This window comes from Streptomyces mashuensis, assembly GCF_014654785.1.
GTDB lineage: Bacteria > Actinomycetota > Actinomycetes > Streptomycetales > Streptomycetaceae > Streptomyces > Streptomyces mashuensis.
In genome coordinates this window covers 152949-173851 of the sequence record NZ_BNBD01000007.1, presented here as the reverse complement: position 1 = coordinate 173851, position 20903 = coordinate 152949, and the positions used below count along the sequence as shown (strand labels likewise).

The following is a 20903-nucleotide window of genomic DNA, read 5'->3' as shown; positions in this document are numbered from 1 at the left end:
CAGCGCTGTGGGTGAGCTGGGTGTGCTGGGTGGGTTGGGTGAGTCCGGCCTGGCGGCGGACGCGCGCGTCATGAGAGGCCGAGCTCCTCGTCGAGGAGGTCGAAGATCTCGTCGGCGGTGGCGGACTCGATCGCGCGGTCGTCCCCGGCGGTGGAGCCACCGGTGGTTGCGCCGGTGGTGCCCTGGGGGGCGCCGGCGTTCCAGGTGGCCATCAGGTCGCGCAGCCGGGCGGTGATGTCCGCCCGCTCGTCGTCGTCGGGGCCGATCGCGGTGAGGAGCGACTCCAGCTTGTCGAGTTCGGCGTGGACCGAGCGCCGGTCCGGGCCGCTGTCCGGGCGCAGTTCGGCGCTCAGGTAGGAGGCCAGTGCGGCGGGCGTCGGGTAGTCGAAGATCAGCGTGACCGGGAGGCGGGTACCGGCGGCGGCCCCGAGCCGGTTGCGGAGTTCGACGGCGGTCAGCGAGTCGAAGCCCAGGTCGAGGAAGCCGCGTGCGGTGTCGACCGTGTCGGTGGCGTCGTGTCCGAGGACGGCGGCCACGTGGGTGCGGACGGCGTCCAGGAGGACGCGGTCGCGCTCGTCGTCCGTGAGGCCGGCGATCCGGTCCCGCAGCGAGGCGGCGGAGGCGGGGTCGGCGGTGCGGGCGGCGGTGGCCGTGGCGGTTGCCGCGGTGGGCCGGGCCGTGGTGCGGACCAGGCCGCGCAGCAGCGGCGGCAGGGTGCCGGCGACGGCCTGGGCGCGGAGTCCGCCCGCGTCGGTGCGCATGGGGACGAGCAGGGCGTCGTCGAGGCTCCCGGCGGCGTCGAACAGGGCCAGGCCCTCGTCGGACGGCAGCGGGGCCACGCCGGCGCGTGCCATGCGGGTGAGGTCGGCCTCGGTGAGGGCGCCCGCCATGCCGTCGGACGCCTCCCACAGGCCCCAGGCCAGCGAGACCGCGGGCAGCCCGAGGGAGCGGCGGTGCTGGGCGAGGGCGTCGAGGAAGGTGTTCGCGGCCGCGTAGTTGCCCTGTCCGGCGCCGCCGAACTGGCCGGCGACGGAGGAGAAGAGGGCGAACAGGGTGAGCGGGCGGTCCTGCGTGAGTTCGTGCAGGTGCCAGGCGGCGTCGGCCTTGGGCCGCAGCACGCGGTCGAGGCGCTCGGGGGTGAGCGATTCGAGGACGCCGTCGTCGAGGACGCCGGCGGCGTGCACGACGCCGGTGAGCGGGTGCTCGTCGGGGACGGCGGCCAGGGTGCGGGCCAGGGCGTCGCGGTCGGCGGCGTCGCAGGCCGCCCAGGTGACGGCGGCGCCGAGGGCGCGCAGTTCCTCGGTGAGGGCCGCGGCGCCTTCGGTGGCGTCGCCGCGCCGGCCGGCCAGGAGCAGGTGGCGGACGCCGTGCTCGGTGACCAGGTGGCGGGCGAAGAGCCGGCCGAGGGTGCCGGCGGCGCCGGTGATCAGGACGGTGCCGTGGGCCTGCGCGTTCCGGCCCGCCGGTTCCTCTGCCTTCTCCGCCTTCTCCACGCGGGCGAGGCGGAAGGCGTGGGCGGTGCCGGTGCGGAGGCCGAGCTGCGGTTCGTCGGTGAGCCGCAGGGCGTCGAGGAGGCGCCGGGAGGGGTCCGTGCCGTCGGTGTCGACGAGGACGAACCGGCCCGGGTTCTCCGACTGCGCGGTCCGGACGAGGCCCCAGACGGGGGCGTGCACCAGGTCGGTGACGTCCTCGCCGGGGGTCACGGCGACGGCGCCGCGGGTGACGAACACCAGCTGCGTGTCGGCGTACCGGGGGTCGGCCTGCCACTCCTGGAGGAGGCGCAGCGTGGCGTGGGTGGCGGCGCGGGCGGCGCCGGGCACGTCGCCGGGCCGGGTGTCGCCGGTCAGCGGCACGAGCACCATGTCGGGTGCGGGCGTGCCGTCGGCCAGGGCGTCGCCGAGCGCGGCCAGGTCGGCGTACGTGTCGTAGCCGTCACCGAGGACACCGGTGGTGCTGGTGGTGCCGGCCGTCAGGACGGCCCGGCGCGCGACCGGGGCAGTGGCAGTGGCGGTGCTCGCGGGCAGCGGCGTCCACGCGACGCGGAACAGCGACTCGTGGTGTGCCGTGCGGGCCGTGGTCAGCTGGCCGGCGGTGACCGGGCGCAGGACCAGGGCGTCGACCGTGGCGACGGGCGTGCCGGTGCCGTCGGCGACGTGCAGGGACAGGGCCCCGGACGTCGTGGGGGCGATCCGGGCGCGGAGGGTGCCGGCGCCGGTGGCGTGCAGGGTGACGCCGGTCCAGGCGAAGGGCAGGCGCGGCCCGGTGGCGCCGTCCTCGGCGGGGTGCGCGAGGCCGATGCCGTGCAGGGCGGCGTCGAGGAGGGCGGGGTGGAGCCCGAAGGCTGCGGGGTCCGCTCCGGCGTCGTGGCCCTCGACGGGGCCGACCTCGACGAAGAGTTCGTCACCGCGGCGCCAGGCGGCGGTGAGGCCCTGGAAGAGGGGGCCGTAGCCGAGGCCGGCGCGGGCGGCCTCCTCGTAGAGGCCGGTGGTGTGGGCCTCGGTGGCGCCCTCGGGCGGCCAGGCGGCGAGGTCGAACGGGGCGGCGGCGGGGCCCGTGGTGAGGACGCCGGTGGCGTGCCGCACCCAGGGCTCGTCGTCGGGGGCGTCCTCGGTCCGGGAGTGCAGGGCGAGGGCGCGCCGTCCGGTGTCGTCGAGGGGGCCGGTCCACAGCCGGAGGTGGACGGCGCCTTCTTCGGGGAGGGCCAGCGGGGCCTCCAGCGTCAGCTCCTCCAGCGTGTCGCAGCCGGCTTCGTGGCCCGCGTGGAGGGCGAGTTCGACGAAGGCGGTGCCGGGGAGCAGGACGGTGTCCATGACGGTGTGGTCGGCGAGCCACCGGTGGGTGTGCAGGGACAGCCGGCCGGTGAACACGAGTCCGCCGGACTCGGGCAGTTCGACGGCGGCGCCCAGCAGCGGGTGGCCGGCGGTCTCCAGGCCGGCGGCGAGCACGTCCTCGACGGAGACGCCCACGTCGAGCCAGAAGCGGCGGCGCTGGAAGGCGTACGTGGGCAGGTCGACGCGGCGCGCGCCGGTGCCGGCGAAGTACGCCGCCCAGTCGACGGCCAGGCCGCGGACGTGCACCTGGGCGAGGGCCGCGGTGAGCGTCTCGGCCTCGGACCGGTCCTTGCGGAGCACCGGCACGAACGCCAGGTCGTCGCCGTCGACGCAGTCCTGGGCCATGGCGGTCAGCACCCCGTCGGGGCCCAGCTCGACGAACGTGGTGGCGCCGGCGGCGGCCAGGGCGCGGACGCCGTCGAGGAAGCGGACGGAGTCGCGGACGTGCCGCACCCAGAAGTCGGGCGAGGACATCTCGTCGGAGACGAGGGCGCCGGTCACGTTGGAGACGACGGGGATGCGCGGCTCGGCGTACGCGAGGGACTCGGCGACCTTGCGGAAGCCGGCCAGCATGCCGTCCATGTGGGGCGAGTGGAAGGCGTGGCTGACGGTGAGGCGGCGGGTCTTGCGGCCGCGGCCGGCGAAGTCCTCGGCGATGCGGAGGACGGCGTCCTCGTCACCGGCGATCACCAGCGACGACGGGCCGTTGACGGCGGCGATGCCGACGCCGTCGGGCAGTCCGGCCAGCTCGTCCTCGGCGGCCTCGACGGCCACCATGGCGCCGCCGGCGGGCAGTTCCTGCATCAGCCGGCCGCGGGCGGCGACCAGCTCGCACGCGTCGGCGAGGGTGAACACCCCGGCGACGTGGGCGGCGGCGATCTCGCCGATGGAGTGGCCGGAGAGGACGTCGGGCTTGACGCCCCACGTCTCCAGCAGGCGGAACAGCGCCACTTCGACGGCGAAGAGGGCCGGCTGCGTGAACTCGGTGCGGTCCAGCAGGGCGGCGGCGTCACCGAAGAGGACGTCCTTCAGCGGCCGGGTGAGGCGCCCGTCGATCTCGGCGCACACCGCGTCCAGGGCCTGCGCGAACGCCGGGTACGTGGCGTACAGCTCGCGGCCGGCGCCGAGGCGCTGGCTGCCCTGGCCGGTGAAGAGGAACGCGAGCTTGCCCTCGGTGGCGGTGCCGCGCAGCAGTCGCTGGTCCGGTGCGTCGTGGGCGAGCGCGTTGAGGACGGTGAGGGCCTCGTCGCGGTCGCGGACGGGGGCGACGGCGCGCTGTTCCAGCGCGGGGCGGGTGGTGGCGAGCGCGTACGCGACGTCGGTCAGGGACGCGTCGGGCTCGGCGAGCAGGTGGGACCGCAGGTGCCGGGCCTGGGCGCGCAGCGCGTCGTCGCCGCGGGCCGACACCGGGAGCGGCACCACGGGCAGGTGGTGGGTGGGGGCCGGGTCGCGGGGCGCCGGGGTGGCCGGGGCCTCCTCGACGATGACGTGGGCGTTGGTGCCGCTGATGCCGAAGGAGGACACGCCGGCGCGGCGGGGGCGGCCGGCGCGCGGCCAGTCGCGGGCGTCGGTGAGGAGTGCCACGTTTCCGGCGGCCCAGTCGACGTGCGGGGTGGGCTCGTCGACGTGCAGGGTCTGCGGGAGCCGCTCGTGGCGCAGGGCGAGCACCATCTTGATGACGCCGGCGACGCCGGAGGCGGCCTGCGTGTGGCCGAGGTTGGACTTCACGGAGCCGAGCCACAGCGGCCGGTCCTCGGCGCGGTCACGACCGTAGGTGGCCAGCAGCGCCTGCGCCTCGATGGGGTCGCCCAGCGTCGTACCGGTGCCGTGGGCCTCGACGGCGTCGACGTCGCCCGACGACAGACGGGCGTTGGCCAGGGCCTGGCGGATGACGCGCTGCTGGGAGGGGCCGTTGGGTGCGGTCAGGCCGTTGCTGGCGCCGTCCTGGTTGACGGCGGAGCCACGGATGACGGCGAGGACCTGGTGGCCGTTCTTCCGCGCGTCCGAGAGGCGTTCGAGGAGGAGGACGCCCGCGCCCTCGCCCCAGCCGGTGCCGTCGGCCGCGGCGGCGAACGACTTGCAGCGCCCGTCGGCGGCCAGGCCGCGCTGGCGGCTGAACTCGATGAAGGTGCCGGGCGTGAACATCACGGTGACACCGCCGGCGAGGGCCAGCTCGCACTCGCCGTTGCGCAGCGCCTGCGCGGCGAGGTGCAGGGCGACCAGCGACGACGAGCACGCCGTGTCGACGGTGACCGCCGGGCCTTCGAGGCCGAACGTGTAGGCGACGCGGCCGGAGACGACGCTGCTGGAGCTGCCGGTGCCGAGGTAGCCCTCGACCTCGTCGGGGATGGCGTGCAGGCGTGCCCCGTAGTCGTGGTACATGACGCCGGCGAACACGCCGGTGCGGCTGCCGCGCACCGACAGAGGGTCGATGCCGGCGCGCTCGAACGCCTCCCACGACGTCTCCAGCAGCAGGCGCTGCTGGGGGTCCATGGCGAGGGCCTCGCGCGGCGAGATCCCGAAGAACGCCGGGTCGAACTCGGCGGCGTCGTGCAGGAAGCCGCCCTCGCGGGCGTACGAGGTGCCCTGGTGGTCGGGGTCGGGGTGGTAGAGGGAGGCCAGGTCCCAGCCGCGGTCGGCGGGGAAGCCGCTGATGCCGTCGGCGCCGGCGGCGAGCATGGCCCACAGGTCCTCGGGGGTGCGGACGCCGCCGGGGTAGCGGCAGCTCATCGCGACGACCGCGATGGGCTCGTCGGCGGGCGCCGCGGTGACGGCGACCACCGCCGTGCCGCCGGTGTCGTCCGCGTCCCCGGTGAGCTCGGTGCGCAGGTGGCGGGCGAGCGTGGTGGGGTCCGGGTAGTCGAAGACGGTGGTGGCGGGCAGGCGCAGGCCGGTGGCGGCGTTGAGCTGGTTGCGCAGCTCGACCGCGGTCAGCGAGTCGAAGCCGAGCTCCTTGAACGCCCGTCCGGTGGCGACGGACTCCGGGCCGGAGTGGCCCAGGACGGCAGCGACGCGGCCGCGGACGAGGTCGAGCAGCAGCCGCTCCTGCTCGTCGGCGGTCAGCCCGGCGAGGCGCCGGCCCAGGTCCGAGTCGGCGGCCGCGGCCGCGGCGGCGGCGCGCCGCACCGGCGTGCGGACCAGGCCGCGCAGCAGCGGGGCGAGGGTGCCGGCCTCCGCCTGGCCGCGCAGGACGGCCGTGTCGACGCGCATGGGCACCAGGGCGGGGACGCCGGCGGTGCGGGAGGCGTCGTGGAGCTCCAGGCCCTCCTCGGCGGTGAGCGGCGGCAGTCCGGCGCGCCGCATGCGGGCGACATCGGCCTCGTCGAGGCCGCCGGCCATGCCGTCGGCGACGGCCCACAGGCCCCAGGCCAGCGCGGTGGCGGGCAGCCCCTGGGCATGGCGGTGGGCGGCGAGCGCGTCGAGGAAGGCGTTGGCGGCCGCGTAGTTGCCCTGGCCGGGGCCGCCGAAGGTGCCGGACGAGGAGGAGAACAGCACGAACGCGGCCAGGTCGAGGTCGCGGGTCAGCTCGTGCAGGTGCAGCGCGGCATCGGCCTTGGGCCGCAGCACGCGGTGGAGCCGTTCGGCGGTGAGCGAGCCGATGGTGCCGTCGTCGAGGACACCGGCGGCGTGGACGACGCCGGTGAGGGGGTGCTCGGCGGGCACGGCGGCCAGGACACCGGCCAGGGCGTCGCGGTCGGCGACGTCGCAGGCGGCCGACGTCACCTGGGCGCCCAGCGCCGTCAGTTCGGCCACGAGGCCGGCGGGGGCGCCGCTGCGGCTGAGCAGCAGCAGGTGCCGTACGCCGTGCTCGGTGACCAGGTGGCGGGCGAAGAGCCCGCCCAGGGCGCCGGAGGCGCCGGTGACCAGGACGGTGCCGTCCGGGTCGTACGGGCGCGGCTCGGCGCCGGTGGCGGTGGCGCGGGCCAGGCGGGCGGCGCGTACGGTGCCGTCGCGCAGGGCGAGTTGGGGCTCGCCGGTGGCGAGGGCGGCGGGCAGGGCCTGCCGGGAGGCGTCGGTGCCGTCGGTGTCGACGAGGACGAAGCGGCCCGGGTTCTCCGTCTCGGCGGAGCGGATCAGGCCCCACAGCGCTGCCTGGGCGGGGTGGTCGACCGGGTCGCCGGCGTCGCAGGCGACGGCGGAGCGGGTGACGAGGACGAGCCGGGACGCGGCGAAGCGTTCGTCGGCGAGCCACGCCTGGGCCAGGCCGAGGGCCTGGTGGGCGGCGGCACGCACGGCGTCGGGCGTGAGCTGCGGGTCGGCGGCGAGAGCCACGACGACCTCGCCGGGCACGGGCGCGCCGGCGTCCATGGCGTCGACGAGCGTGTCGAGACCGGAGTGCAGGGGCGCGCCGAGGCCCAGGTCGTCGTCGCCGACGACGGCCCGCTCCGGGGCCTGCGCGGTCCCCCCGGCGGCCGGGAGGACGGTCCACTCGGGGCGCAACAGTGCCTCGTGCAGGGTCGCACGGGCGGCCTGGAGCTGCTGCCCGGCGACCGGGCGGAGGTCCAGGGCACCGACGGTGGCGACGGGAGCGCCCGTGGTGTCGGTGATCTCCAGGCGGACGCTGTCGGTGCCGGCCTCGGTGAGGCGGACGCGCAGCGCGGCGGCGCCGGCGGCGTGCAGGGTGACGCCGGTCCAGGCGAACGGCAGGCGGCCCTGCCCGTCGGTGGCGCCGAGCCCGTCCAGGCCGATGGCGTGCAGCGCGGCGTCGAGGAGCGCGGGGTGCAGCCCGTAGGCGGGGGCGTGCCGGGCCGTGTCGTCGGGCAGCCGGACCTCGGCGAGGATCTCGCCGTCGCGCCGCCAGGCCCGGTGCAGGCCGCGGAAGGCGGGGCCGTAGTCGAAGCCGATGGCCGTCAGCTGGTCGTAGCGGTCGGCGACGGGCAGCTCCGTGGCGTCGGCGGGCGGCCAGGCGGCCGGGCCGGGCTCGGGGGCGGCGGGGGCGCCGGTGGCCAGGACACCGGTGGCGTGCCGGGTCCACGGCTCGTCGTCGGGGGCGTCCTCGGGCCGGGAGTGCAGCGTCAGCGGCCGGCGCCCGGCGGCGTCGGCGGCGCCGACGGCGAGCCGCAGCTGGACGCCGCCGTGCTCGGGCAGCACCAGCGGGGTCTGGAGCGTCAGCTCCTCCAGGTGGTCGCAGCCCACCTGGTCGCCGGCGCGGAGCGCCAGCTCGACGAAGGCGGTGCCGGGCAGCAGCACCGAGCCGGTGATGGCGTGGTCGGCGAGCCAGGGGTGGCTGCGCAGGGAGAGCCTGCCGGTGAGCAGCGTGCCGTCGCCGTCGGGCAGTTCGGCCGCGGCGGTCAGCAGCGGGTGGCCGGTCTCGGTGAGCCCGGCCGCGGCGACGTCGCCGGGCAGGACGTCGGGCAGGGTGGGCCAGTAGCGCTCGTGCTGGAAGGCGTACGTGGGCAGGTCGACGCGGCGGGCGCCGGTGCCGGCGAAGTACGCCGCCCAGTCGACGGCCAGGCCACGGACGTGGGCGCGGGCGAGGGCCGCGGTGAGCGTCTCGGCCTCGGCACGGTCCTTGCGCAGGACGGGCACGAACGCCAGGCCGTCGCCCTCGACACAGTCCTGGGCCAGGGCGGTCAGCACCCCGTCGGGGCCGAGCTCGACGAAGGTGGTCACGCCGGCGGCTTCGAGGGCGCGGACGCCGTCGAGGAAGCGTACGGCGTCGCGGACGTGCCGCACCCAGAACTCGGGCGAGGTCATCTCGTCGCCCGTGACGAGGCCACCGGTGAGGTTCGAGGCGACCGGCAGGGTGGGGGCGTGGAAGGTCAGGCCGGCGACCACGTCGCGGAAGGCGTCGAGCATGCCGTCCATGTGCGGGGAGTGGAAGGCGTGGCTGACGGTGAGCCGGTGCGTCTTGCGGCCCTCACCGGCGAAGCCCTCGGCGATGCGCAGGACGGCGTCCTCGTCACCCGCGATCACCACGGACGACGGCCCGTTGACGGCGGCAACAGCAACGCCCTCGACCAGACGGACGGAGACCTCGTCCTCGGTGGCCTGCACCGCCACCATCGCACCACCCTCGGGCAGCTCCTGCATCAGCCGGCCACGAGCAGCGACCAGCGCGGCAGCGTCGGCCAGCGAGAACACCCCGGCGACATGTGCGGCAGCGATCTCACCAATGGAGTGACCCGACACGAAGTCCGGCGTGACACCCCACGACTCCAGCAGACGGAACAACGCCACCTCGACGGCGAACAGCGCCGGCTGCGCGAACTCCGTACGGTCCAGCACCGCCGCGTCGTCACCGAACACCACGTCGGCCAGGGGCCGGTCGAGGTGCTGGTCGAGATGGGCGCAGACGGCGTCGAAGGCGCGGGCGAACTCGGGGTGGTTCGTGTGGAGTTCGCGGGCCATGCCGAGGCGCTGGCTGCCCTGCCCGGTGAACAGGAACGCCAGCTTGCCGCCGTCCGGCGTGCCCTCGGTCAGGCCGGCGGCCGGCTCGCCGCCGGCCAGGGCGGCCAGTGCGGTCAGGGCGTGCGCGCGGTCGCGGGCGGGCAGCGCCGCGCGGTGCTCGAAGGCGGTGCGGCCGGTGGCCAGCGAGTGGGCCACGTCGGTCAGGTTCAGGCCGGGGTGCGCGGCGAGGTGCGCGGCGAGGCGGGCGGCCTGGTCGCGCAGCGCGGCGGTGTCCCGGGCGGAGAGCAGCAGCGGCGCGGGCCCCTCGGCGACCGCGGCCGGCTCCTCGCCGGCCGTGTCGGGGACGTGCTCGATGATGGTGTGGGCGTTGGTGCCGCTGATGCCGAAGGAGGACACGGCGGCCCGGCGCGGGCGGCCCGTCTCGGGCCACTCCCGGGCCTCGGCGAGCAGTTCGACGGCGCCGGAGGCCCAGTCGACGTGCGGGGTCGGCTCGTCGACGTTGAGGGTCTTGGGCAGGGTGCCGTGGCGCATCGCCATGACCATCTTGATGATGCCGGCGACGCCCGCGGCGGCCTGGGTGTGGCCGAGGTTGGACTTGATGGAGCCCAGCCACAGTGGCCGGTCCTCCGGCCGCTCCTGGCCGTAGGTGGCGAGCAGCGCCTGCGCCTCGATGGGGTCGCCCAGCGTCGTACCGGTGCCGTGGGCCTCGACGGCGTCGACGTCGGCCGTGGTCAGCCCGGCGGCGGCCAGGGCCTGGCGGATGACGCGCTGCTGGGAGGGGCCGTTGGGCGCGGTGAGGCCGTTGCTCGCACCGTCCTGGTTCACGGCGCTGCCGCGGACGACGGCGAGGACGGGGTGGCCGTTGCGGCGGGCGTCGGACAGCCGCTCGACGAGCAGCATGCCCACGCCCTCGCCCCAGCCGGTGCCGTCGGCGCCGGCGGCGAAGGCCTTGATGCGGCCGTCGGCGGCGAGGCCGCGCTGGCGGCTGAAGTCGACGAAGGAGGCGGGCGTGGACATCACGGTGACGCCGCCGGCGAGGGCGAGCTCGCACTCGCCGTTGCGGAGCGCCTGGATGGCCCAGTGCAGGGCGACGAGCGACGACGAGCAGGCCGTGTCGACGGTGACCGCGGGGCCCTCCAGGCCGAGGGCGTAGGAGACGCGGCCGGAGACGACGCTGGCGGCGTTGCCGGTGCCGAGGAAGCCCTCGGTGCCGTCGGGCGCGGCGAGCATGAGGGACAGGTAGTCCTGGCCGTTGGTGCCGGCGAAGACGCCGGTGCGGCTGCCGCGCAGCGCGGTCGGGTCGATGCCGGCGCGCTCGAACGCCTCCCACGAGGTCTCCAGCAGCAGGCGCTGCTGCGGGTCCATGGCGAGGGCTTCGCGCGGCGAGATGCCGAAGAACGCGGGGTCGAAGCCGGCGGCGTCGTGGAGGAAGCCGCCCTCGCGGACGTAGGTGGTGTTGTCGCGGGTGCCCTCGGGGTCGTAGAGGGAGTCGAGGTCCCAGCCGCGGTCGCCGGGGAAGCCGGAGATGGCGTCCCGGCCGGCGGCGAGCAGCTCCCACAGCTCCTCGGGGGTGCGGACACCGCCGGGGAAGCGGCAGCTCATGGCCACGATGGCGATGGGCTCGCCGTCGTGGGCGGCCGCCGTGCGGGCGGGCTGCCGGCTGTCGCCGGTGTCGCCGCCGTGCAGCTCGGTGAGCAGGAACGCGGCGAGGGAGCGGGCGTTGGGGTAGTCGAAGACGAGGGTGGCGGGCAGGCGGAGCCCGGTGAGCGCGCCGAGCAGGTTGCGGATCTCGACGGCGGTCAGCGAGTCGAAGCCGAGGTCGCGGAAGGCGCGGCCGGGGTCGACCGAGTCGGGGCCGGGGTGGCCGAGGACGGCCGCGACCTGGGTGCGGACGAAGTCGAGCGCGAGCTGCTCGCGGGCGGCCGGGGAGCCGGCCTCGGCGAGGTCCTGCCGGAACGAGGAGAGCTGGGCGGCGGTGTCCGTGCCGGTGCCGGCGGCCTCGACGGCGCGGCGCGCCTCGGGCAGGGCGGCGAGGAACGGGTTGGGCCGGACGGCGGTCAGGCCCGGGGCGAGCACGTCCCAGTCGAGGTCGGCGACGAGGGAGAACGTCTCGTCGCCGTCGAGCGCCGTGTGCAGGGCGCCGAGGGCGAGCTCGGGGGCCAGGGGCGGCATCCCGGCGAGGCGCAGCCGTTCGGCGACGACCTGGTCGGTGGCCATGCCGCCGTCCGCCCAGGCGCCCCAGGCGAGCACGGTGGCGGGCAGGCCGAGGCCGCGGCGGTGCTCCGCGAGCGCGTCGAGGTGGGCGTTGGCGGCCGCGTAGTTGCCCTGGCCGGCGCCGCCGAAGGTGCCGGCGAAGGAGGAGAACAGCACGAACGCGGACAGGCCGAGGTCGCGGGTCAGCTCGTGCAGGACGGTGGCGGCGGTGGACTTGGGCCGCAGCACGCCGGCGATGCGGGTGTGCGTCTGCGCGTCCAGGACGCCGTCGTCGAGGACGCCGGCGGCGTGCACGACGGTGCTGAGCGGGTGCTCCTCGGGTATGGAGGCGAGGAGGGCGGCGACGGCCGCCGGGTCGGAGACGTCGCAGGCGGCGACGGTCACCTCGGCGCCCAGCTCGGCGAGTTCGGCGCGCAGGGCGTCGGCGCCGGGCGCGCCGGGGCCGCTGCGGCTGACGAGCAGCAGGTGCGCGGCGCCGTTGCGGGCGAGCCAGCGCGCCACGTGGGCGCCGAGCGCGCCGGTGCCGCCGGTCACCAGGGCGGTGCCGGTCGCCGTCCAGCGGCCGGCGGCCGCGCCGTCGGGGCCGGTCTGGGGGGCGCGGACCAGGCGGTGGGCGAACACGCCCTGGGCGCGGAGGGCGAGCTGGTCCTCGGGGCCGTCCTCGCCGACGCCGGCGAGGACGGCGGCGAGCTGCTCACCGGTGCGGTCGCCGGGGGTCTCCGGCAGGTCGACGAGGCCGCCCCAGCGCTCCGGGTACTCCTGCGCGGCGGACCGGCCCAGACCCCACACCGTGGCCTGCGCGGGGTGCGTGAGGCGGTCGGAGCGGCCGGTGCTGACGGCGCCACGGGTGGCGCACCACAGGGGTGCGTCGATGCCGGCGTCGCCGAGGGCCTGGAGCAGCGCGGTGGTGCCGGCGAGACCGGCGGGGAGCCCGGCGTGGCCGGGGTGCTCGCGCTCGTCGAGGGCCAGCAGCGACAGCACGCCGGCGGGGGCGTCGCCGGCGAGGGTCTCGGCCAGGCGGCGGGCGAGGGTGTCGCGGTCCTCGGTGGTGGCGTCGGCGGCCAGGCGCAGCACGGTGGCGCCGTGCCCGGCGAGGGCCTGCACGACAGTGCCGGTCCACGCGTCGGTGGCGGCGTCGCCGGTGCCGGCGGGCTCGACGACGAGCCAGGTGCCGGTGAGGGCGGCGGGCGCGGTGGCGGGCAGCGGCTGCCAGGTGGTGCGGTAGCGCCAGCCGGCGACGGTGGAGTGGTCGCGGCTCTGCCGGTGCCAGGCCGACAGGGCCGGCAGGACGGCGCTGAGGGGCTCGTCGGGGCCGACGCCGAGGGTGCCGGCGAGCGCCGGCAGGTCCTGGTTCTCGACCACGTCCCAGAAGCGGGCGCTGACGGCGTCGAGGGCGTCGGAGCCGATGGCGTGCGTGGGGTGGGAGAACGCGTCGCGCGGCCAGTACAGGCGGCGCTGGAAGGCGTACGTGGGCAGGTCGACGCGGCGCGCGCCGGTGCCGGCGAAGTACGCGGCCCAGTCGGGCGAGCAGCCGCGCACGTGCAGCCGGGCGACGGCGCCCGCGAGGGCCCGCGCCTCGGGCCGGTCGGTGCGGAGGGCGGCGACAAAGGCGGCGTCGGGGCGGGTCGCGCAGTCGGGGCCGAGGCCCGCGAGGACGCCGCCGGGGCCGACCTCCAGGTAGGTGGTGACGCCCAGCTCGTCGAGGCGGCGGACGCCGTCGTGGAAGCGGACGGCCTCGCGGACGTGCCGCACCCAGAACTCGGGGTCGCGCATGTCGTCGGGCGCGACGAGGGCGCCGGTCAGGTTGGAGACGACGGGGATGCGGGGGGCGTCGTAGGTGAGGCCCTCGGCGACACGGCGGAACGCGGCCAGCATGCCGTCCATGTGCGGGGAGTGGAAGGCGTGGCTGACGGTGAGCCGGTGCGTCTTGCGGCCCTCACCGGCGAAGCCCTCGGCGATGCGCAGGACGGCGTCCTCGTCACCCGCGATCACCACGGACGACGGCCCGTTGACAGCGGCAACAGCAACGCCCTCGACCAGACGGACGGAGACCTCGTCCTCGGTGGCCTGCACCGCCACCATCGCACCACCCTCGGGCAGCTCCTGCATCAGCCGACCACGAGCAGCGACCAGCGCGGCAGCGTCGGCCAGCGAGAACACACCCGCCACATGCGCAGCAGCGATCTCACCAATGGAGTGACCCGACACGAAGTCCGGCGTGACACCCCACGACTCCAGCAGACGGAACAACGCCACCTCGACGGCGAACAACGCCGGCTGCGCGAACTCCGTACGGTCCAGCACCGCCGCGTCGTCGCCGAAGAGCACGTCCTTCAGCGGACGGCGGAGGTGGCCGTCCAGCTCGGCGCACACCGCGTCCAGGGCCTCGGCGAAGGCGGGGTACGTCTCGTACAGCTCGCGGCCCATGCCGAGGCGCTGGCTGCCCTGACCGGTGAACAGGAACGCCAGCTTGCCGTCGGTGACGGTGCCGTCCGCCAGCGCCGCGGACGTGCCGCCGGTGGCGAGGGTCTCCAGGGCGCCGAGCAGTTCGTCGCGGTCCGCGGCGACCACGGCGGCGCGCCGGTCCAGGGCGGCGCGGGTGAGGGCCTGCGAGTAGCCGACGTCGGCGAGGCCGGCGGCGGGGTGGTCCGTCAGGTGGCGGCGCAGGACGGCCGCCTGGGCGCGCAGCGCGGTCTCGTCCTTCGCGGAGAGCACCACGGGCACGTACGGCAGCGGGGCCGCCGGGGCCTGCGGCGCGGCGGCGGTGTCGCCGTCGGCCGCGGCGTCGGCGGCGGGGGCCTCGGTGGGGGCCTGCTCGAGGATGGTGTGGGCGTTGGTGCCGCTCATGCCGAACGACGACACGCCGATGCGGCGCGGCCGGTCCTGCTCGGGCCAGTCACGGGCCTCGGTCAGCAGCTCGACGGCGCCCGCCGTCCAGTCCACGTGCGGGGTGGGCTCGGTCAGGTGCAGCGTGCGGGGCAGGACGCCGTTGCGCAGCGCCATGACGGACTTGATGATGCCGGCGACGCCCGCGGCGGCCTGGGCGTGGCCGATGTTGGTCTTGAGCGAGCCCAGCCACAGCGGCCGGTCCTCGGGCCGGTCCTTGCCGTAGGTGGCGAGCAGGGCCTGCGCCTCGATGGGGTCGCCGAGGGCGGTGCCGGTGCCGTGCGCCTCGACGGCGTCGACCTCGTCGGGCGTGAGGCGGGCGTTGGACAGCGCCTGGAGGATGACGCGCTGCTGGGAGGGGCCGTTGGGGGCGGTGAGGCCGTTGCTGGCACCGTCCTGGTTCACGGCGGTGCCGCGGACGACGGCGAGCACCGGGTGGCCCTTGCGGCGGGCGTCCGACAGACGCTCCACGAGCAGGATGCCGACGCCCTCGGCGAGGCTGAACCCGTCGGCCTCGGTCGAGAACGCCTTGCAGCGGCCGTCCATGGCGAGGCCGCGCTGCTTGCTGTAGTCGATGAACGTGCCGGGCGCCGACATCAGCGTGGCGCCACCGGCCAGGGCGAGCGAGCACTCGCCGTTGCGCAGGGCCTGTACCGCCAGGTGCAGGGCGACGGACGACGAGGAGCAGGCCGTGTCGACGGTGACCGCCGGGCCCTCCAGGCCGAACGTGTAGGAGAGGCGGCCGGAGGCCACGCTCGCCGCGTTGCCGGTGCCCAGGTAGCCCTCGAGGTTCTCCGAGGAGCTGAGGAGCACGCTGAGGTAGTCGTGGTTGCTGGTGCCGACGAACACGCCGACCTGCTTGCCGCGCATGCTCGTCGGGTCGATGCCGGCCCGCTCGAACGCCTCCCACGACGTCTCCAGCAGCAGCCGCTGCTGGGGGTCCATGGCCAGGGCCTCGCGCGGCGAGATGCCGAAGACCGACGGGTCGAACCGCGCGATGTCCTGGACGAAGCCGCCCTGGTGCACGTAGCAGGTGCCCGGGTTCTCGGGGTCCGGGTGGTAGACCGTGTCGAGGTCCCAGCCACGGTCGGCGGGGAAGTCGCCGACCGCGTCCTCGCCGCCGGTGACGAGCCGCCACAGGTCCTCGGGGGACTCCACGCCCCCGGGGTAGCGGCAGCTCATCCCCACGATGGCGATGGGATCCTGGTTCTTCGCCTCGGCCTCGCGCAGGCGTTGCCGGGTCTGATGCAGATCCGCCGCAACCAGTTTGAGGTAGTCCCGCAGCGTCTCTTCATTCGCCATTTACGCAACCCATTTACGGCAGACGGCATCGGAAAACGAACCGGAAAACAATTGAATTACATGCCCGATTCAATTGACTTCTGGGGCGAGGCTATGACGGTGTCAACCGCTGCGACAACCCCTTACCGCCCCCTACGCACCCCAGGCGTACCGCACGGACCGGGAGTTGGTCCGGCATGTCATTCCGCGGGAAGACCGGGGTCGATGGTTCGGGGAAATCCTTGCCGATGCGACGGAATGCCGTCAACCAATCCGCTGCGGAAATTGATCGACGGCATTGCGTCTTTGTTCTGCCGAGGTGGGCCTGTGCGGGGTGTCAGGCCCGGCCGAGGTCCTTGTTGATGAAGGCGAACAATTCCTCGTCCGACGCCGACTGGAGCCGGTCGACGTCGTCGAGGACGTCACCGCCCCCGGTGCCCGCCGCGGCCTCCGCCGGCGCGGACACGTCCGCGTCGTTCCACTTGGCGAGCAGCGCCTGGAGACGCATCGTCACCCGGGCCCGCACGACGTTGTCGGGGCTGCTGCCGGCCAGCATCCCTTCGAGCCGGTCGAGTTCCTCCAGCAGCGTCGCCCCGGAGCCGGCGGCGTCCGGCACGACCTCGGCCCGCAGGTACGCCGCCACGGCGCCCGGCGTCGGGTGGTCGAAGATCAGCGTCGGCGGGAGCTTCAGCCCCGACGCCGCCCCCAGCCGGTTGCGCAGCTCCACGGCGGTGAGGGAGTCGAAACCGAGCTCCTTGAACGCCCGGTTGGCCTCCACGGCCGCCACGTCCTGGTGCCCCAGCACGGCCGCGACCGCGCTCCGCACCAGGTCGAGGAGGACCCGCTCCTGCTCACCGGCCGGCAGGCCGGCCAGCTGCCGGGTGAGCGGCACTCCCCCGGTCAGGTCGTCGGCCGTCTCGCGCCGGGCGCTCTCGATGACGCCCCGCGCCTCCGGCAGGTCGTGCAGCAGCCGCCGCTCGCGGTCGGCGGTGAACGCCAGCGCGAACCGCTTCCAGTCCATGGCGATGACGGTCAGCGCCGTCTCGTCGCGGTCCAGGGCGTGCTGCAGCGCGGTCACGGCCAGCTCGGGCGTCATCTCGTTGATGCCGTGGCGCCGCATGCGGTCGCCCACGGCACCGCCGACCGCGCTGCCGTCGCCCCACGGCCCCCACGCGAGGGTGGTGGCCACCAGCCCGTCCGCGCGCCGCTGCTCGGCCAGCGCCTCCAGGAACGCGTTGCCGGGCGCCTGGTTGCCCTGGCCGGGCGCGCCGAAGGTGGCGGCGAAGGAGGAGAACAGCACGAACGCGGACAGGTCCAGCTCGCGCGTCAGCTCGTGCAGGTGCAGCGTGCCGTCGACCTTCACGCTCAGCACCCGGTCGACCTGCTCGGCGGTCAGCGCCTCCACGACACCGTCGTCGAGGACGGCGGCGGTGTGCACGACGGCGGTGAGGGGCTGCTCGGCGGGGATCGCGTCGAGAACGGCGGCAAGGGCGGCGCGGTCACTCATGTCGCAGGCGGCGAAGGTGGTCCGCGCACCGAGGGCGGTCAGCTCCTCGCGCAGCTCGCCGGCACCCGGGGCGTCCTCACCACGGCGGCTGAGGAGCAGCAGGTGGCGGGCGCCGTTGCCGGCGAGCCAGCGCGCGACGTGCGAACCGAGCGCACCCGTACCACCGGTGACGAGAACGGTGCCCTCGCCGGGCTCCCACGTACGGGTCGCGGGCGACCGGTCGAGCGACGACCGCACCAGACGGCGCGTGAACAGGCCCTTGGCGCGGATGGCCACCTGGTCCTCGTCGTCGGCCCCCGCCAGGACGGCCACCAGACGGGTGGACGCCCGCTCGTCCACGGCCGGGGGCAGGTCGACCAGACCGCCCCACCGGCCGCCCTGCTCCATCGAGGCGACCCGGCCGAGACCCCAGACGAGCGACTGAACGGGGTTCTCGACGCGCTCACCGGCCGCGACGGAGACCGCACCGCTGGTCGCGCACCACAGCGGCGCAGCGACATCGGCATCGGCCATCGCCTGGACGAGGGCGAGGGAGGAGTGCAGCGGGCGCTGGTCCGCGGGCAGGGCCAGGAGGGACAGCACGCCGTCGAGAGGCGCTTCCGGCGCGGCGTTGGCGGCCTCCTTGCCGAGCAGGTCGGCGAGGGCGGTGCGGTCCGTGGCCGTTGCGGTGCTGACGGGCAGGGTACGGACGGTGGCGCCGCGGTCGGTGAGCGCCTGGACGACGGGCTCGGCCCACGGGCTGCCGGTCTCGGGGGTGAGGAGCAGCCACGTGCCGGAGAGCCGGGCGGAACGGTCCTCGGCCAACGGCTTCCAGGTCGTGCGGTAGCGCCACGAGTCGACGGTGGACTTCTCACGGCTGTTGCGGCGCCAGGAGGACAGGGCGGGGAGGACGTCGCTCCAGGGGCGGTCGGCCTCGATGTCCAGCTGCGAGGCGAGCGCTTCGAGGTCCTCGCGCTCGACGGCGTCCCAGAACAGGGCGTCGGTCTCGTCCTGAGCCGACGCGGGTCCGGAGGCAGAGGCGGAGAGGTCGGCCGGCTCGGGCCAGAAGCGCTGGTGCTGGAAGGCGTAGGTGGGCAGGTCGACGCGACGGGGGGCGCTGCCGGCGAAGACAGCGTTCCAGTCGACGTCGGCGCCGTGGGTGAACGCCTCTCCGAGGGAGGTGTAGAACCGCTCCAGCCCACCTTCGTCACGGCGGAGAGTGCCCAGGACGGCGGCATTGGCGCCGTGATCTTCCAGGGTCTCCTGAATGCCCATGGCGAGGACGGGGTGGGCGCTGGACTCGATGAACACGCCATAACCCTGAGCGGCAAGCGTGCGGACGGCGTTCTCCAGCTCAACGGTCTGACGGAGATTGCGAAACCAGTAGTCGGCGGTGAGTTCACCGCCTTCGACCCACTCCCCCGTCACCGTCGACAGCATCGGCACAGAAGCCGGCTGCGGACGGATCGGAGCAAGGACGTCCAGCAGTTCGGTGCGCAGCAGCTCGACCTGGGCGGAGTGAGAGGCGTAATCGACGGGGACGCGACGAGCCCGGATCTCCTCCGCCTCGAACGCAGCAATCATCTCGTCGAGAGCAGCATTCTCACCACTCACGACCACGGACGAGGGGCCGTTGACGGCAGCGACAGAGATACGCTCCTCGCCCCACGCAGCGATCCGCTCACGCACCTGGTCGACCGGCAGAGCAACCGACACCATGCCACCAGGGCCGGCGAGCACCCGGCCGATGGCCTGGCTGCGCAGCACCACAACCCGCGCCGCGTCCTCCAGCGACAGCACACCCGCCACACACGCAGCAGCAATCTCACCCTGCGAATGACCGATCACCGCAGCGGGCTCAACACCCACCGAACGCCACAACCGCGCCAACGACACCATCACCGCAAAGAGCACCGGCTGGACAACGTCCACCCGGTCCAGCCCCGGAGCGCCTTCCACGCCCCGCAGCACATCGACCAGCGACCAGTCGACGAACGCGCTCAGCGCAGCAGCACACTCATCAATCGCCTCGGCGAAAGCGGGTGAGGATTCGAGCAGCTCAACAGCCATTCCGGGCCACTGCGAGCCCTGGCCGGGGAACACCAGCACCACACCACCACCGGTGTTCACCCCCCGCACCACACCAGCAGCAAGCTCACCGGAGACCACAGCCTCCAGCCCACGCACCAGCTCACCGATCTCACGACCGACCACCACAGCCCGGTGGTCCAGCGCCGCCCGGCTCACACCCAGCGACCAGCCCACATCCGCCGGACGCTCACCGGCCACCGCCGCAAGCAGCCGCTCGGCCTGCGCCCGAAGCGCCGCATCCGTACGCCCCGAAAGCACCCACGGCACCACCCCACCATCGGTGGGGACAGCAGACGCGGATTCCTCCTCGTCCCCGACCGGAGCCTGCTCCACCACCACATGCGCGTTCGTCCCGCTGAAACCGAACGACGAGATGCCCGCACGTCGCGGGTGTCCCGTCTCCGGCCAGTCGCGGGCCTCCGTCAGCAGCTCGACCGCGCCCGCCGACCAGTCGACGTGCGGTGTCGGTTCGGCGATGTGGAGGCTCTGCGGCAGCACGCCATGCTGCATGGCGAGCACCATCTTGATGACGCCGGCGACGCCGGCCGCGGCCTGCGTGTGCCCGATGTTCGACTTCACCGAGCCGAGGAGCAGCGGCTGTTCCTGCGGCCGGTCCTTGCCGTAGGTGGCGATGAGGGCCTGCGCCTCGATGGGGTCGCCCAGGCTGGTGCCGGTGCCGTGGGCCTCGACGACGTCGACGTCGGCGGCCCCCAGGCGGGCGTTGGCGAGGGCCTGGCGGATGACGCGCTGCTGCGACGGGCCGTTGGGCGCCGTGAGGCCGTTGCTCGCGCCGTCCTGGTTGATCGCCGAACCGCGGACCACCGCCAGCACCGGGTGGCCGTTCTTCCGCGCGTCCGACAGCCGCTCCACGAGCAGCATGCCCACGCCCTCGGCCGGGCCGAAGCCGTCGGCGTCGACGGAGAACGCCTTGCAGCGGCCGTCGGCGCTCAGGCCGCGCTGGCGGCTGAACTCGACGAACAGGCCGGGCGTCGCCATGACGTGTGCGCCGCCGACGAGCGCCAGCTCGCACTCGTTGTTGCGCAGGGCGTGCACCGCCAGGTGCAGGGCGACCAGCGACGCGGAGCAGGCGGTGTCGACGGTGACGGCCGGGCCCTCCAGGCCGAAGGTGTAGGAGAGGCGGCCGGACATGACGCTGGCGGCGTTGCCGGTGCCGAGGTGGCCGGCGAAGTCGTCGTCGGTCTCCAGCAGGGCGTTGAGGTAGTCGGAGCCGTTGACGCCGACGAACACGCCCGACCGGCTGCCGCGCAGCGCAGTCGGGTCGATGCCGGCCCGCTCGAACGCCTCCCACGAGGTCTCCAGCAGCAGGCGCTGCTGCGGGTCCATGGCGAGGGCCTCGCGCGGCGAGATCCCGAACATGCCGGGGTCGAAGCGGGTCGCGTCCTCGACGAAGCCGCCCTCGCGCGTGTAGGTGGTGTTGCGTGCTTCGGGGTCCGGGTCGTACAGCTCGTCGAGGTCCCAGCCGCGGTCGGCCGGGAAGGGGGTGAGGGCGTCGCCGCCGGACTCCAGCAGCTGCCACAGGTCCTCCGGCGACCGCACGTCGCCCGGGAAGCGGCAGCTCATCGCCACGATCGCGATCGGCTCGCGCGCCCGGTCCTCGATCTCCCGCAGCCGGCCGTACGTCTCGTCGAGTTCTGTCGTGACCTTCTTGAGGTATTCCCGGAGCTTTGCTTCATTCGCCATGGACAGCTTCACCTATTCAGCGTGGTCAGGTCGTCGCGGTGGGGCACGTGGTGGGGATACGT

Annotated in this window: 2 protein-coding genes; both read right to left on the bottom strand. The window is 75.0% G+C overall.

The genetic code is table 11. From position 1 onward, the window contains the following. Window positions 1-68 precede the first annotated feature (68 nt). Window positions 69-15584, bottom strand: a complete 15516-nt coding sequence (locus tag IE305_RS18710; protein WP_190130791.1) for a type I polyketide synthase — start codon at window positions 15582-15584, stop codon at window positions 69-71. Window positions 15585-15900: 316 nt separating this feature from the next. Beyond that, window positions 15901-20841, bottom strand: a complete 4941-nt coding sequence (locus tag IE305_RS18705) for a type I polyketide synthase (RefSeq protein ID WP_190130790.1) — start codon at window positions 20839-20841, stop codon at window positions 15901-15903. Between the last annotated feature and the right edge of the window lie 62 nt (window positions 20842-20903).